This window comes from Janthinobacterium sp. TB1-E2 (assembly GCF_036885605.1).
GTDB classification, from domain to species: domain Bacteria; phylum Pseudomonadota; class Gammaproteobacteria; order Burkholderiales; family Burkholderiaceae_D; genus Janthinobacterium; species Janthinobacterium aestuarii.
Genome location: NZ_CP142523.1, coordinates 2437356 through 2451372, shown reverse-complemented (window position 1 = coordinate 2451372; position 14017 = coordinate 2437356). Strand labels below are relative to the sequence as shown.

At 63.4% G+C, this 14017-nt stretch carries 9 protein-coding genes; 3 read left to right on the top strand and 6 right to left on the bottom strand.

Features of this window, described 5'->3' with window-relative positions; translation table 11 throughout:
- Positions 1-270: 270 nt before the first annotated feature.
- The 3 genes from ppk1 to OPV09_RS11080 all read left to right on the top strand — a co-directional run bounded on the left by ppk1 (position 271) and on the right by OPV09_RS11080 (position 3175).
- Positions 271-2364, top strand: coding sequence for a polyphosphate kinase 1 (ppk1, locus tag OPV09_RS11090; RefSeq protein ID WP_034755061.1), 2094 nt, complete (start codon positions 271-273; stop codon positions 2362-2364).
- A 25-nt stretch (positions 2365-2389) separates the two neighbouring features.
- The gene (gene sixA / locus OPV09_RS11085) at positions 2390-2848 is read left to right on the top strand and encodes a phosphohistidine phosphatase SixA (protein WP_034755059.1); all 459 of its coding nucleotides are present in this window, start codon (positions 2390-2392) and stop codon (positions 2846-2848) included.
- Between the two features lie 198 nt (positions 2849-3046).
- Positions 3047-3175 carry a hypothetical protein gene (locus tag OPV09_RS11080; protein WP_256267160.1) on the top strand — a complete coding sequence of 43 codons (129 nt, stop codon included), beginning with the start codon at positions 3047-3049 and terminating at the stop codon, positions 3173-3175.
- Between the two features lie 84 nt (positions 3176-3259).
- Here the strand turns inward: OPV09_RS11080 and OPV09_RS11075 are convergent, their stop codons facing one another.
- From OPV09_RS11075 to OPV09_RS11050, 6 genes are all read right to left on the bottom strand, one after another.
- On the bottom strand, positions 3260-4381 hold the full coding sequence (locus OPV09_RS11075; protein WP_338681673.1) for a polyamine ABC transporter substrate-binding protein: 1122 nt from the start codon (positions 4379-4381) through the stop codon (positions 3260-3262).
- Positions 4382-4551: 170 nt separating this feature from the next.
- Positions 4552-7158: an ATP-dependent chaperone ClpB gene (clpB, locus tag OPV09_RS11070; RefSeq protein WP_034755055.1), complete on the bottom strand. Its 2607-nt coding sequence runs from the start codon at positions 7156-7158 to the stop codon at positions 4552-4554.
- A 121-nt stretch (positions 7159-7279) separates the two neighbouring features.
- Positions 7280-7753, bottom strand: a complete 474-nt coding sequence (gene moaE / locus OPV09_RS11065) for a molybdopterin synthase catalytic subunit MoaE (protein ID WP_338681670.1) — start codon at positions 7751-7753, stop codon at positions 7280-7282.
- The gene (locus tag OPV09_RS11060) at positions 7750-10329 is read right to left on the bottom strand and encodes a DUF349 domain-containing protein (protein ID WP_338681668.1); all 2580 of its coding nucleotides are present in this window, start codon (positions 10327-10329) and stop codon (positions 7750-7752) included. Before OPV09_RS11060 ends, moaE begins: the two co-directional genes overlap by 4 nt.
- A gap of 190 nt (positions 10330-10519) precedes the next feature.
- Positions 10520-11152 (bottom strand): hypothetical protein, encoded by a 633-nt coding sequence (locus OPV09_RS11055; protein WP_319992636.1) that lies wholly within the window; start codon positions 11150-11152, stop codon positions 10520-10522.
- Between the two features lie 115 nt (positions 11153-11267).
- Positions 11268-13934, bottom strand: coding sequence for a bifunctional acetate--CoA ligase family protein/GNAT family N-acetyltransferase (locus OPV09_RS11050; RefSeq protein ID WP_034755051.1), 2667 nt, complete (start codon positions 13932-13934; stop codon positions 11268-11270).
- Between the last annotated feature and the right edge of the window lie 83 nt (positions 13935-14017).

Below are 14017 nucleotides of genomic sequence, written 5' to 3'. Positions count from 1 at the left end.
TCAAGTCCTCAGGGTTGTTGGGGCTCAAAGTCCCGGTTGAATGCTGCGCAGTCTAGCAAGCGAATATGACAGCTTTATGACATGGCCAAAAAATCCTGAAATAATTGCCTACGCCCGGGGAATTGCCATTTTCGGCGCGAAAAATGACAGGACCGGCGACGCTTTATGACAGCTTATGTCACGCTTACGTCATATTTCATGATTACACTCACAACGCGTCATACATGATGAAATACGGCTAGAATTAACTATCTGCAAAGACAAAAGAATATGAAACCTGAACTGCACACGGAAGTGACCAAATCGGGCATCCTGCTTGACCGCGAGCTGTCGCAACTGACTTTCAACCGGCGCGTGATGGCCCAGGCGGAAGACCCGAACATTCCGCTGCTTGAGCGCCTGCGCTACCTGTGCATCGTCAGCAGCAATATGGATGAGTTCTTCGAAGTGCGCGTGGCCAGCCTGCTGGCGGCCGGCAGCATCGGCGGTTCGCTGGCCGGCCACCCTGCCCTGGCGGCCAACCTGGAGCGCATCGGCAAGGAATGCCATGCGTTGGTGGAACGCCAGTACGAGATATTAAATAGCGAAGTCTTGCCGGCCCTGCGCGAAGCGGGCGTGCATTTGCTGCGCGACAGCGACCGCAACGAGGCGCAGCGCGCGTGGGTCAAGCAGTATTTCGACCGCGAAGTACGCCCCCTGCTGACGCCCATCGGCCTCGACCCGGCCCACCCGTTCCCGCAAGTAGTCAATAAAAGTCTCAATTTCATCGTTTCGCTGAGCGGCAAGGACGCGTTCGGCCGCGGCACGGCGATCGCCATCGTCAAGGCGCCACGCGTCTTGCCGCGCGTCATCAAGCTGCCGGACGAGATTTCCGGCGATGGCGTGTCCTTCTGTTTATTGTCGTCCGTCATCCATGCGCACATCTCGGACCTGTTCGCCGGGCGCGAAGTGATTGCCTATTCGCAGTTCCGCGTCACGCGCGACAGCGACCTGTGGGTGGACGAGGATGAAGTCAAGAATCTGCGCCAGGCCCTGAAAGGCGAGCTGGTCGGCCGCCAGTTCGGCACCTCGGTGCGCCTGGAAGTGGCGCGCAATTGCCCGCCAGAATTGTCGCAATTCCTGCTCGACCAGTTCAGCCTGGATCAAAGCCGGCTGTACCGCGTCAACGGCCCCGTCAATCTGGTGCGCCTGTCGGAAATGATCGACCACGTCAAGCAGCCCGAGCTGCGCTTCCCGCCGTTCTTCCCCGGCCTCGCGCATAAAGCCATCGGCAACGACATCTTTGCCGCGCTGAGCAAGCACGACATCCTGCTGCACCACCCCTACCAGTCGTTCCAGACGGTGATCGACTTCATCCGCAGCGCCGCCTACGATCCGTCCGTCGTCGCCATCAAGCAGACGATCTACCGCACGGGCATGAACTCGGACCTGATGGAGTCGCTGATCACGGCGGCGAAGATGGGCAAGGAAGTGACCGTCATCGTGGAATTGATGGCGCGTTTCGACGAAGAGGCCAATATCAACTGGGCCGACAAACTGGAACAGGCGGGCGCACAGGTCGTGTACGGCGTCGTGGGATTGAAAACCCATGCCAAGGTAGCGCTCGTCATCCGCCGCGAAGAAGGCGCGCTGCGCTTCTACGCCCACTTGGGCACCGGCAACTATCACCCGACAACGACCAAGCTGTACACGGACTTCGGTTTGCTGACGGCCAACCAGGACCTGGCCGTCGAAGTCAATGAAGTCTTCATCCACCTGACCAGCCTGACCAAGCCGCACAACCTGAACCACTTGTGGCTGGCGCCGTTCGGCCTGCAAAGCGAGATCATCAAGGCCATCCGCAACGAGGCGAAGATCGCCAGATCCGGCCGGCGCGGGCGCATTATCGTGAAAGTCAACGCGCTGGTCGACGAATCCGTGATCCGCGCCCTGTATGCGGCCTCGACCGATGGCGTGAAGATCGACCTGATCGTGCGCGGCGCCTGCACCCTGAAGCCGGGCGTGCCTGGCCTGTCGGAAAACATCAAGGTGCGCTCCGTGATCGGCCGCTTCCTCGAACACAGCCGCATCTATTACTTCCGCAACGACCTGGCGCACGATGTGTACCTGGCCAGCGCCGACTGGATGAGCCGCAACCTGTTCCGCCGTGTGGAAGTGGCGTTCCCCGTGCTTGACCGGGCGCTGAAACGGCGTGTGATCGCCGAGGGCTTGAATCCGTATTTGAAGGATAATACAAATGCATGGGAACTGGAGCCGACCGGTCATTACGCACGCCGCAAGCCGCGCGGCAAGCAAACGCCGTTCAGCGCCCAGCAATACCTGATGCACACACTGGGCACGCCGGGCGCGGAGGTCGGCGAATAGGCAATTCTACACAGAGGAGTACAGCATGGATCTCATCTTGTGGCGACACGCAGAAGCCGAGCCGGGCGTCCCCGACCTCGAACGCGCCCTGACCGTCAAAGGCCAGAAACAGGCGCGCCGCATGGGGGAATGGCTGGCCTCGCAACTACCGGAAAATTGCCGTATCCTCGTCAGCCCCGCCCTGCGCACCCTGCAAACGGCGGAGGCGCTGGGGCGCAAGTTCAAGCTGATGCCGGAACTGGCGCCCGGCGCCGAGGCGGAAGACATCCTGAAGGCGGCCAACTGGCCCGGCGGCAAGGAAACCGTGCTCATCGTCGGCCACCAGCCCACCTTGGGCCAGGCGGCCGCCCTGCTGTTGACGGGCGAGGAGCAGGAATGGGAAATGCGCAAGGCCAGCGCCTGGTGGTTTTCGCAGCGCGAGCCAGGCGACCCCGTCAGTATCTATTTGAAGGCGGTGATGGCGCATGACCTGGTGGTGAAGTAAGGGGCGTGAAATAAGGGGGCGAAGCGGGGAAATGCGCAAAAAGTGCGCTGGGACAAATACTAGTGGCGTTCGCAACTCAGCAGCCTTGTAAAGCGCTGCCGATCTGCTAGAGTTTAATTGCATCAACTACGTGCAAGAGCCCTGCTCCCGCACATTGAGCAACCCAGCGGACAGCCGTCCAACGGCGGCTGAAAGACCATGTTAATCACCTTCCTCGTTTTTCTCTTCATCGCCATCTTCGCCGCCATCATCGGCTTTGTCGCCTTTGAACTGGTCGAAGAAATGCGCGGCAGCCACCATAAGCTGATGGACCGCTATCACGAGTAGCGCTCACCTCGGCACTATCGCATGGCGCCAGCGACGGCCCAACAGGCCCGTCCCTCGCGCCATCATCGTTTTTATACTCCCGTCTTACACTCCCGTTTTGAACTTCGTATAGATGCGCGTCATCAAGCGGCGGATATCGGCCGTGGTCGCTTCAGGCGCGGCCATGCGCTGCTTGTCGGCGTCCGACAGGAAGATGGCCTTGTTCTCGCCGATGTCCTTGCGCACATATTTGATGCTGGCCGGATTAGGGTTCGCATAGAACACCTTGTTGCTCAGGCTGGCATGCACTTGCGGGCGCAAAATATAGTTGATGAACAGGTGCGCATTGTTCGGGTGCGGCGCGTCGGCCGGGATGGCCATGGTGTCGAACATCAAGGCGGCCGTCTTCGGCACCAGCACCTGGATCACATTGCCGTTCTTCGCATCGATGGCGCGCTGGCGCGCGATATTGATGTCGCCCGACCAGCCCAGTGCCACGCAGACGGAACCGTTGGCCATGTCATTAATGTAGCCGGACGAGCTGAACAGGGTCACGTAAGGACGGATCGCCTGCAGCACCTTGCCCGCCTCCTGGTAATCGGCGGCCGTTTTCGAGTACGCGGGCTTGCCCAGGTATTGCAGGGCGGCCGGTAGCACTTCCGACGGCGAGTCGAGGAAGGATACGCCGCACGATTTCAGCTTCGATGCATATTTCGGATCGAAGATCAGTTCCCACGCGTTGTCGGGCATGGGCATGCCGCCCAGCGCGGCCTTGACCTTGTTGACGTTGATGCCCACCGTCGTGTAGCCCCATAGCCAGTCGACCAGGTAATCGTTGTTCGGGTCGATCTTCGACAGCTTGGCCTGCAGGTTCGGGTCCAGATTGCCCAGGTTCGTCAGCTTGCTCTTGTCGAGTTTACGCAGCAGGCCCGCATCGATCTGCAGGCGCGCCCACTGGGCCGTCGGCACGACGATGTCGTAGCCGGACTTGCCCGCCACCAGTTTCGCATTGAGGATTTCGTTATTGTCGAAAACGTCGTAGCGCACCTTGATGCCCGTTTCCTTCTCAAAATTCTTGATCGTATCGTCGCCGATATAGTCGGACCAGTTATAGATGTTCAGGACCTTCTCTTCCTGAGCCTGAGCGTGCGCAGGCAAGGCCAGTACGGCCGCCGCCAAGGCCAATCCCACTCCAATGCGCCGCCCTGCTTGCCATGTGTTTGCCATCGTACCGCCTCCGGAATTAGTCAGAAAATAGTGACGATGATAGCAAGAAGGGCGGCATCAGGTCTAGCCTCATACCGCCCTGCTTTCACCGCTGGGGTCAGACCCCCAACACCGCCAACGCAAAATTCAGCGCTAACAATGACGAGGGTCTGACCCCGGCCTTTGCGACATTACACCTTGTCCAGCCCCACCTGCGCACCCGTAAACACCAGGTTGCCGTTCTGGGCGTCGATGCGGATCTCGTCTTTCGGGCCGAACTTGCCTTCCAGGATCAGCTTCGACAGCGGATTTTCGATCTGCTGCTGGATCGCCCGTTTCAGCGGACGGGCGCCATACACCGGGTCGTAGCCCGCTTCGGCGATTTGCTGCAAGGCCGCGTCGGTCAGGCTCAGCTGCATGTCCATGCGCGCCAGGCGTTCTTCGAGAATCTTCAGCTGGATCTTCGCGATCGCGCCGATGTTTTTCTCGTCGAGGCCGTGGAACACGACGATTTCGTCGATGCGGTTGACGAACTCGGGACGGAAGTGCGAGCGTACCTCGGCCATCACGGCCAGCTTCACGACACCGGGATCATCGCTTTCCATCGCCTGGATTTTATGCGAACCCAGGTTCGAGGTCATGATGATGACGGTATTCTTGAAGTCCACCGTGCGGCCCTGGCCATCCGTCATGCGTCCGTCGTCGAGCACTTGCAGCAGCACGTTGAAGACGTCGGCATGCGCCTTTTCCACTTCGTCGAGCAGGATCACGCTGTACGGCTTGCGGCGCACGGCTTCCGTCAGGTAGCCGCCCTCGTCGTAGCCCACGTAGCCCGGTGGCGCGCCGATCAGACGGGCGACCGAATGCTTCTCCATGAACTCGCTCATGTCGATGCGGATCATCGATTCTTCCGTATCGAACAGGAAGGTCGCCAGCGCCTTGCTCAATTCCGTCTTGCCGACGCCCGTCGGTCCCAGGAACATGAAGGAACCATACGGACGGTTCGGATCGCTCAAGCCGGCGCGCGAGCGGCGGATGGCGTCCGCGACGGCCGTGATCGCTTCATCCTGGCCCACGACGCGCTCATGCAGCTTCTCTTCGATGTGCAGCAGCTTGTCGCGTTCGCCCTGCATCATGCGCGACACGGGTATGCCCGTGGCGCGCGACACCACTTCGGCGATTTCCTCGGCGCCCACTTCCGTGCGCAGCAGCTTCGGCTGGTCGGGGTCGAGTTTCGGGATGCCGCTGTCAGCCTGCTTGAGCTGGGCTTCCAGCTGCGGCAGCTTGCCGTACTGCAGCTCCGACACTTTCTGCCAGTTGCTCTCGCGCGTGGCCTGCTCCATCTGCAGCTTGACGTTCTCGATCTCTTCCTTGATGTGCGTGCTGCCCTGCACCACGGCTTTTTCCGCCTTCAGGATTTCCTCGAAGTCGTTGTATTCGCGCTGCAGCTTGACGATCTCTTCCTCGATCAGCCCCAGCCGGCGCAACGACGCTTCGTCTTTTTCCTTCTTGACGGCTTCGCGCTCGATTTTCAGCTGGATCAAGCGGCGTTCCAGCTTGTCCATCACTTCCGGCTTCGAATCGATCTCGATCTTGATCTTCGCCGCCGCTTCATCGATCAGGTCGATCGCCTTGTCGGGCAGGAAACGGTCCGTGATGTAGCGGTGCGACAGCTCGGCGGCGGCGATGATGGCCGCGTCCGTGATCTCCACCTTGTGGTGCAGCGCGTATTTATCCTGCAAGCCGCGCAGGATGGCGATCGTCGCTTCCACGGTCGGCTCGTCGACGAGCACTTTCTGGAAACGGCGTTCCAGCGCGGCATCCTTCTCGATGTACTTGCGGTACTCGTCGAGGGTCGTCGCGCCCACGCAATGGAGCTCGCCGCGCGCCAGCGCCGGTTTCAGCATATTGCCCGCGTCCATCGCACCTTCGGCCTTGCCCGCGCCCACCATGGTGTGCATCTCGTCGATGAAGACGATGGTTTGCCCTTCATCCATGGCCAATTCCTTCAGCACGGATTTCAGGCGTTCCTCGAACTCGCCGCGGAATTTCGCGCCGGCCAGCAAGGCGGCCATGTCCAGCGACAGTACGCGCTTGCCTTTCAGGGACTCGGGCACTTCGCCATTGACGATGCGCTGCGCCAGGCCTTCGACGATGGCCGTCTTGCCCACGCCCGGTTCGCCGATCAGCACGGGATTGTTCTTGCTGCGGCGCTGCAGGATCTGGATGGTGCGGCGGATTTCATCGTCGCGGCCGATCACAGGGTCGAGCTTGCCCTTGCGCGCCCGCTCCGTCAGGTCCAAGGTGTATTTTTTCAAGGCTTCGCGCTGGCCTTCGGCCTCTTGCGAGTCGACCTTGTTACCACCGCGCACTGCGTCGATGGCCGCTTCCAGTGCCTTGCGGGTCAGGCCGTTTTCACGCGCCAGCTTGCCGCAGTCGGACTTGTCGTCCGTCATCGCCAGCAAGACCATTTCGCTGGACACGAACTGGTCGCCCGCCTTTTGCGATTCCTTGTCGGCCAGGTTCAGCAAGGCCACGAATTCGCGGCTGACCTGCACGTCACCGCCCGTGCCCGATACCTTGGGCAAGCGTTCGATCGAGGCGCCCAGGGCTTTCGACAGGCCGCCCACGTTGACGCCGGCACGCTGCAACAGCGAGCGGGCACCGCCGTCATCCTGGTTCAGCAGGGCCGTCAGCAAATGGACTGGTTCGATATAGGGGTTGTCGTTGCCCACGGCCAAGCTTTGCGCATCGGCCAGGGCTTCCTGTAATTTGGTAGTGAGTTTGTCTTGTCGCATGAAAAGCGCTCCCGGTTAATTAGTTGTTAACCAAATTGGGGTGAGAGAGTACTTTTCAAGCATACACAAAGCAGAAAACCGATGCATTTGGGCAAAATCTACGGTGCGGGACCCGTACGATTCAAATGGCGCTTGCTTTTGCCGCCCACTTGTTTAACGCCGTCTCGTCGCTGTCGCGCGCATCGACCCAGCGCGCCCCTTCGGGCGTGTCTTCCTTCTTCCAGAATGGCGCTTCCGTCTTCAGGTAGTCGATGATGAATTCGCAGGCGGCGAAGGCCTCGCCCCGGTGAGCGGACGAGACCGCCACCAGCACGATCTGCTCCTGTGGCAGCAGGGGCCCTACACGGTGGATCACCAGCGCCCCGGACAGGGGCCAACGGCCCCGCGCCTGCTCGACGATGGTTTCGATGGACTTTTCCGTCATGCCCGGATAGTGCTCGAGCTCCATGGCCGCCACGTCCAGTCCTTCGTTCATGTCGCGCACCGTGCCGACGAAGCCGACGACGGCGCCCACCTTGGGATTGCCTGCACGCAATTGTGCGATTTCTTGACTCAAGTCAAAATCGGCTTGCTGGACGCGGACGGTGGTACTCATTTGACGTTTCCTCCGATACGGCGCAGCAGGGTTTCGATGCGGCTGGCCGTGCGCGCATCGGTGGCGGCGGCAATCGCGCACAGCTGCATCAGCTGCGACGCTTGCGTGAGCGGCTTCTGGCCCGATTTCAGCGACGATTGCAGCACTTCCACCTGCATTTTCAGGCGGTCGCGGGCAAATTCGGCGCCGCTGTCGACGCCGGCGACGATTTCCAGGCGCAAGACTTCAGCCAGCAAGCGCTCCTCGTTGGCCTGCAATTGCCGCACGTAGGCAGCGCTGCCCTCGCCCAGCGCGGCCTGGGCGGCGGCAAAGCGCTGCTGCAGGCTGCGTTCGTATTGTGCGTCGAGCGGCGGCAAGGCGCTCCAGCGCTCGCTCCATGCTTGCGCATCGGTGCCAGCGCCATCAGCCAGTGCCGCTTCCAGCGACTGCACCAGGCGCAGCTTGTCGCGCAGGGCATTGGCCTGGGCCGCGCCAGCCCGTTCGGCGATGGCGTCCGCTTGCGCTTGCACGCCGGCGACGGCCGCCTGGTAGCGCTGCTCGATCTTCGCTTCGCTGGCGCGCGGTACGGGGCCCGTGGCGTTCCAGGCGGCGCGCGTGTCGCGCAGCAAGTGATTGATGAAGGCGGTGCGGCTCTTGTCGTCGCCCTCGGGCACGACGGCCGTTTCCAGCGCGGCGCACAGCGCTTCGCGCGCATGCAGGTGTTCGCGGCGCTCGTGGTCGGCCGCGTGGGCCGTTTCCTTGCGCTTGGCGAAGATGTCGTCGCAGGCGGCGCGGAAACGCTGCCACAGCGCCTGTTCCGCGCGGCGCTCGAGCGGCAAGGCTTTCGCCAGTTCCTGCCATTTATCCTGCAAGGCTTTCAGCATGTCGACCGTGTTGCGCTCTGACGGCTTGAGCAAGCCCACTTCGACGATCAATTGTTCGCGGCGCGCCGTCTCGATCTGGCGCTGCGTATCGAGCGGCTTCGACAGGGCGTCCAGCGCGGCGCCAAATTCCGCGTCCAGGCGTTTCTTTTCCTTGCGGTCGATGGTGCCCAGGCGCGTCCACGCCTGGCGCAAGCGCTGCGAGGCGGACGCGACGTGTTTCCAGTCGGTACTCTCCTCGGCCGCCAGGGCCGCCGTTTCCGCGATCAGTTCCTGGGCCTTCGCCGCATTGCCGTGGCGCTCTTCGGCCAGCTGCTTGAAATGCTGGGCCGCCGGCGCATAGGCCACGCTGCAGGCCGCGTCGAAACGCTCCCACAAAGACTTCGGTGCGGGACCGGACAAGGTGTCGAGCGACTTCCAGCGCTCGCGCAGGCTGCCCACTTTCTTGGCCAGCTCGGCCATTGGGAGTTGCTGCGCCGGCAATTCCTCGCCCGCCTTGACCAGTTCCTCGCGCGACACGTTGCCGCCCCAGCGCGCCCAGTCGGCCAGGCGCTTGAACTCTGCGCGCACATGGGCCAGGCGGTCAGCTTGCGCCGGCGTCAAACGGCCGTGCTTGGTGTCGCGCAAAGTCTTGTCGTGTTCGGAAGCCACGTGCAGCAAGCCATCCTGCAGGGCCGCTTCCATGGCGTCGAGCACCTTGAAGAATTGCTCTGTCGCTTCTTTCGACACGGGTGCGTGTTCCTGACGCGGCTTGCGCGGTACAGGTACAGGCTCGGCATGGGCCGCTGCGGCCTCTGGCACCGCGTGCACGGGCGCCGGCGCGCTGGCCAGCACGGCCGCAAATTGCTGCTGCAAGCTGTCGGACAATGGCGACTCGGGCAGGCGCGGCAAAGCTTGCCAAGCGCGTTTCAAGACATCCACGTCAAGGGTGGCGGCGTCCTGCGCCTGCCATTCGGCCAGCGCGGCCTGACGCGCGTCGAACACGGCCTGGTGCTGCTGCAGCGCTTGCAAGGCGGACTGCGCCTGCTCGCGCGCCTGCGTGAAATCGGTTTCCAGGTGTTTCGGCACGGAGGCGCGCTCGGGCGATTGCGCATGCTGCGCATGTTCTGCGTCGAGGCGGGCCAGCGCCTGCGCCAGCTCGCCGGCGGACTGGCCGCTGGCAGCCAAGGCGCGCGCGGCGGCGACGGCGTCAATCACGGCGCGCTGCAGCGCCACTTGCGCTTCCAGGCGGGCGGCCAGCGCGGCGCGCGCGGCGGCAAACGCCGTCGCCAGCTCGGGCGTGGCCTTGATGACTTGCCATTGGCGGTCCAGCTCGGCCACCTGGTTCGGGCTCAGCTTTTCATCGTTCAACAGGCGCTGTGCCGTGTCGATGCTGGCCTGGGCGCGTTGCGTCTCGGCTGCCTGGTGGCGGATCAGGTCGATGCGGCCCTGCATCAGCTTGGCCACGCGGCGGTCGGTATTGCGCATGGCGTGGTGGACTTTTTCCAGCAAGGGCAAGGCATGGACGTGTTCGGCCGCGATCAGACGGGTATCGGCAAATTCGCTGGACATGATGAAATCGGCAGCGGCGGTTTCGTCACCAGCCACGGCATGGGCACGCGCAACCTGTTCGGCGCGGCGCGATGCGCTCTGCGCCGAGGCGGCGGCCTGTTCTGCCACGACAGGATCGGGTGCGGCAGTCTTGCTGGCAGAACGCTTGAAGAGAAATTCGAACATGACGGGTTTCGCGTGGATCAAAACCACCATCATAACAAAGCCCGGGGTATTGCATCGGACAGGTATGTACAAGTTACCAAATCAGTAACATAGTAAGCAAGCTGGCATTTCTCCTATGAGAGCGCCAGTGCAAAACCACGGACGCGTCCCCGGCGCAAACGCGAGAACGGGGTGTGCGCTCGCTCCCCGTTCAAGCCTGCGCGCGCAGCGGCTGCGGCGGCACGGGCGGCGCGGACTCTGTGCCATCCGCTATCGTTTCGGCGCTGCCGCCGGCTGCCGGCAAAACAAAGGGCAGCACCTGCGCCTTGCCACGGCGCGCTTCCTGCGCGCGCGCATCGTGGGCGAGGAACTGGTAGGCGATGGCAAACCATGTTTCGCCGACGATGACCTTGCGCGCCAGCGCGAACAGCTCGCGCTCTTCTTTTTCCAGGCGCTGCAGCAAGGCCGCGCAAAAGGCGTCGATGGCGGCGCACAGCTGCTCGGCCTGCGATTCGGAATGGTCGATGGCGGCGCCCGCGCGCTGCTGCACGACGTTGATGCTTTCCAGCGCCGCATGGTTCAAACCGTTGAGCTCATTGAGCAAACCGTCCGCATGCGGCGCGGCCTGGCGGATGGCGGGGATCAGATACATCTCCACCTTGCGCCAGTAGCCGCCCTGGTACAGCCGGCTCAGCCAGTCGCCCGCATACTGAAGTTGGGCCAGATTGAGCCTGCTCTGGTGGCGCAGCTGCACATGCATGTATTTCTGAAAAGCCAGCAGACTCATGCGGATGCTGGCCTGTTCCACCGACAGGGAAACCAATATATATGTTGCCGTAAGCATGCACTCACTCCCGAAAATGGGCTGGATATCTGATCCTGGAAGTGAAAGTGTAAAGACTACCGACAGCGGCCGGTTTGATCCTGCACAAACCCGCGACGGGCCAGCCGCGCTTTCTTTACGGCGCGCGCAAGCCGATATGCAGATTGACAACACCAGGCTCTTCCGACGGCGTGACGTCGCCGCCAAAGCTTTTCACCAGCCGCTGCATGCCCTTGTTGCGCGCCATGGCCTCGCCCACCAGCGCCTCCGTGCCCCGACTGCGGAAATAATCGACGAGCTTTTCAAACAGGATATGGCCCAGGCCCTTGCCTTTCAGGGCCGAGCGCACGGCGATGGCGAAGTCGGCGTGGATATTGTCCGGGTCGGCCACGGCGCGCACCACGCCCAGGGTTTCCGGCTTACCGTCCGGGCCCGTGTGCGTGGCGATGAAGGCCATGGCGCGGTCGTAATCGATCTGCGTCAGGCGCGCCAGCTGCGACACGGGCAGCTCGCGCATGGAAGTGAAAAAGCGCAGGCGCACGTCGTCCGGGTCCAGCGCGTGGAACAGGTCCATGTGCTGCGGCGCGTCCTCGGGGCGGATGGGGCGCAGCAGAATCGGCTGGTCCATCCACGTCACCTGCTCTTCGAGCTCCTGCGGATACGGGCGGATGGCCAGGCGGTCGCGCTGCTGGCCCGGTTGCAAACGGATGCGCGCGTCGAGGGCGATCACGCCATCGGCGTCGGCCACCAGCGGGTTGATGTCGAGTTCGGCCAGTTCGCCGATGTCGGCCACCAGTTCGGCCACCTGGATCAGCGTGTAGCAGATGGCGTCGATGTCGGCCGGCGGCTGGTTGCGGTAGCCGGCCAGCAGTTTCGACACGCGTGTGCGCGCCAGCATGTCGCGCGCCAGCACCATGTTCAGCGGCGGCAGGCCGATGGCGTGGTCGGCCGTCACTTCCACGGCGATGCCGCCCTGCCCCACGAGGATCACGGGGCCGAAGGCGGCGTCGGTCGTCACGCCGACGATCAATTCATGCGATTGCGGCCGGCGCGCCATCTGCTGCACCGTGAAGCCGTCGATCAGCGCGTCGGGCCGCATGCGGCGCACGCGCTTGAGCATGGCGGCGGCGGCCGTGCGCAGGATGTCGGGCGTGTCGAGGTCGAGCGCCACGCCGCCCACGTCGGATTTGTGCGCGATGTCGGGCGAATGGATCTTCAGCGCGACGGGATAGCCGATGTCGGCCGCCACGGCCAGCGCCTCTTCCACGTCGGCCGCCATGCGCGTGGTGGCGACGGGAATGCCGTAGGCGGCCAAAATCTCTTTCGAGCGGCATTCGCCGAGCACCGTCTGGCCGGCCGCCAGCGCGGCGGCGACGATTTCGCGCACCCTGGCGCGGCGCGGCGTGGCCGACATGGGCAGCTGCGCCGGCACCTGCATCAGGGTTTCCTGGTTGCGCCGGTACTGCACGATCTGCATGAAGCCATGCACGGCCTTTTCCGGCGTATCGTAGGTGGGAATGCCGGCCCGGTTGAAGACCTGGCGCGCGGGCGCCACGGTGGTGCCGCCCAGCAGGCATGACAGCACCGTGCGCGAAGTGGCCTTGATCAGCGGCGTGACGGCTTCGGCGATGTCGATCGACGAGACCATGGCCGTGGGCGCGTGCAGCAGCAGCAAGGCGTCCGCCTGCGGCTCGTCGAGCAGCGGCTTGATGGCGTCGGCATAGCGCTGCACGGCCGCGTCGCCGGGCAAGCCCACGGGGTTGTCGTGCGACCAGCCGCGTGGCAGCGCCTTTTCCAGCGCGATCACGGTGTCGGGCGACAGCTCGGCCAGCTTGCCCCCGCTGCTCACCAGGGCGTCGGTCGCCATCACGCCCAGGCCGCCGCCGTTGCACAGGATCGCCAGGCGCTCGCCGCGCTGCGAGCGGATATGCGTGAGGGTTTCCACGGCGTCGAACAGTTCTTCGGCCGAATACACGCGCAGCATGCCGGCGCGGCGGATGGCCGCGTCATAGACGGCATCGGAACCGGCCAGCGCGCCCGTGTGCCAGGCCGCCATGGCCGCGCCTTCCGCCTCGCGCCCCGCTTTCAGGACGATCACGGGTTTGCTGCGCGCGGCCGCCCGCGCGGCCGACATGAACTTGCGCGCGGCCTGGATATCTTCCATGTACAGCAGGATGGCGGCCGTGTCGATGTCGCCGGCCAGGTAGTCGAGCAGGTCGCCGAAATCGATGTCGTAGCTGGCGCCGAGCGAAATGAACTTGGAAAAGCCCACGCCGTGCGCGTTGGCCCAGTCGAGCACGCCCGACACCAGCGCGCCCGATTGCGACACGAAGGCGATCTTGCCGCTCGTCGCGCCGACATGGGCGAAGCTGGCGTTCAAGCCCAGTTTCGGCACGAGCAGCCCCATGCTGTTGGGCCCCAGGATGCGCAGCAGGTGCGGCTTGGCCGCTTTCAGCATGGCCAGGCGCAGCGACTGTTCGCGCACGGGATCGAGGCCCGACGTCATGACGATGGCCGCGCGCGTGCCCAGCGCGCCCAGTTCGCGGATCAGCGCCGTGATGGTGGCGGGCGGCGTGCAGATGATGGCCAGGTCCGGCGCCTTCGGCAAGTGCGCCAGCTTGCGGTAGCATTTCAGGCCCATCAGCTCGTCGTACTTGGGATTGACGGGCCAAATCTCTCCCTGGTAGCCGCCGCCCAGCAAGTTGTACAGGGCGATGGCGCCCAGCTTGCGCTCGCGCGCCGTGGCGCCGATCAGGGCCACCGAGGCCGGCTTGAACAGCTTGTTGAGATTACGGATACTCATGTTCTGGCCTCATGGTTTGCCGGAGCGGCTTGGTCACGTCCCAGTGTATAGGATGCGTTGCCAAAAAAACTTGACCTTGTCAC

What these genes read in the sequence shown, in the direction of transcription:
- ppk1 (WP_034755061.1), top strand. Translation starts at nt 271, where the DNA reads ATGAAACCTGAACTGCACACGGAAGTGACCAAATCGGGCATCCTGCTT.
- sixA (WP_034755059.1), top strand. Translation starts at nt 2,390, where the DNA reads ATGGATCTCATCTTGTGGCGACACGCAGAAGCCGAGCCGGGCGTCCCC.
- OPV09_RS11080 (WP_256267160.1), top strand. Translation starts at nt 3,047, where the DNA reads ATGTTAATCACCTTCCTCGTTTTTCTCTTCATCGCCATCTTCGCCGCC.
- OPV09_RS11075 (WP_338681673.1), bottom strand. Translation starts at nt 4,381, where the DNA reads ATGGCAAACACATGGCAAGCAGGGCGGCGCATTGGAGTGGGATTGGCC.
- clpB (WP_034755055.1), bottom strand. Translation starts at nt 7,158, where the DNA reads ATGCGACAAGACAAACTCACTACCAAATTACAGGAAGCCCTGGCCGAT.
- moaE (WP_338681670.1), bottom strand. Translation starts at nt 7,753, where the DNA reads ATGAGTACCACCGTCCGCGTCCAGCAAGCCGATTTTGACTTGAGTCAA.
- OPV09_RS11060 (WP_338681668.1), bottom strand. Translation starts at nt 10,329, where the DNA reads ATGTTCGAATTTCTCTTCAAGCGTTCTGCCAGCAAGACTGCCGCACCC.
- OPV09_RS11055 (WP_319992636.1), bottom strand. Translation starts at nt 11,152, where the DNA reads ATGCTTACGGCAACATATATATTGGTTTCCCTGTCGGTGGAACAGGCC.
- OPV09_RS11050 (WP_034755051.1), bottom strand. Translation starts at nt 13,934, where the DNA reads ATGAGTATCCGTAATCTCAACAAGCTGTTCAAGCCGGCCTCGGTGGCC.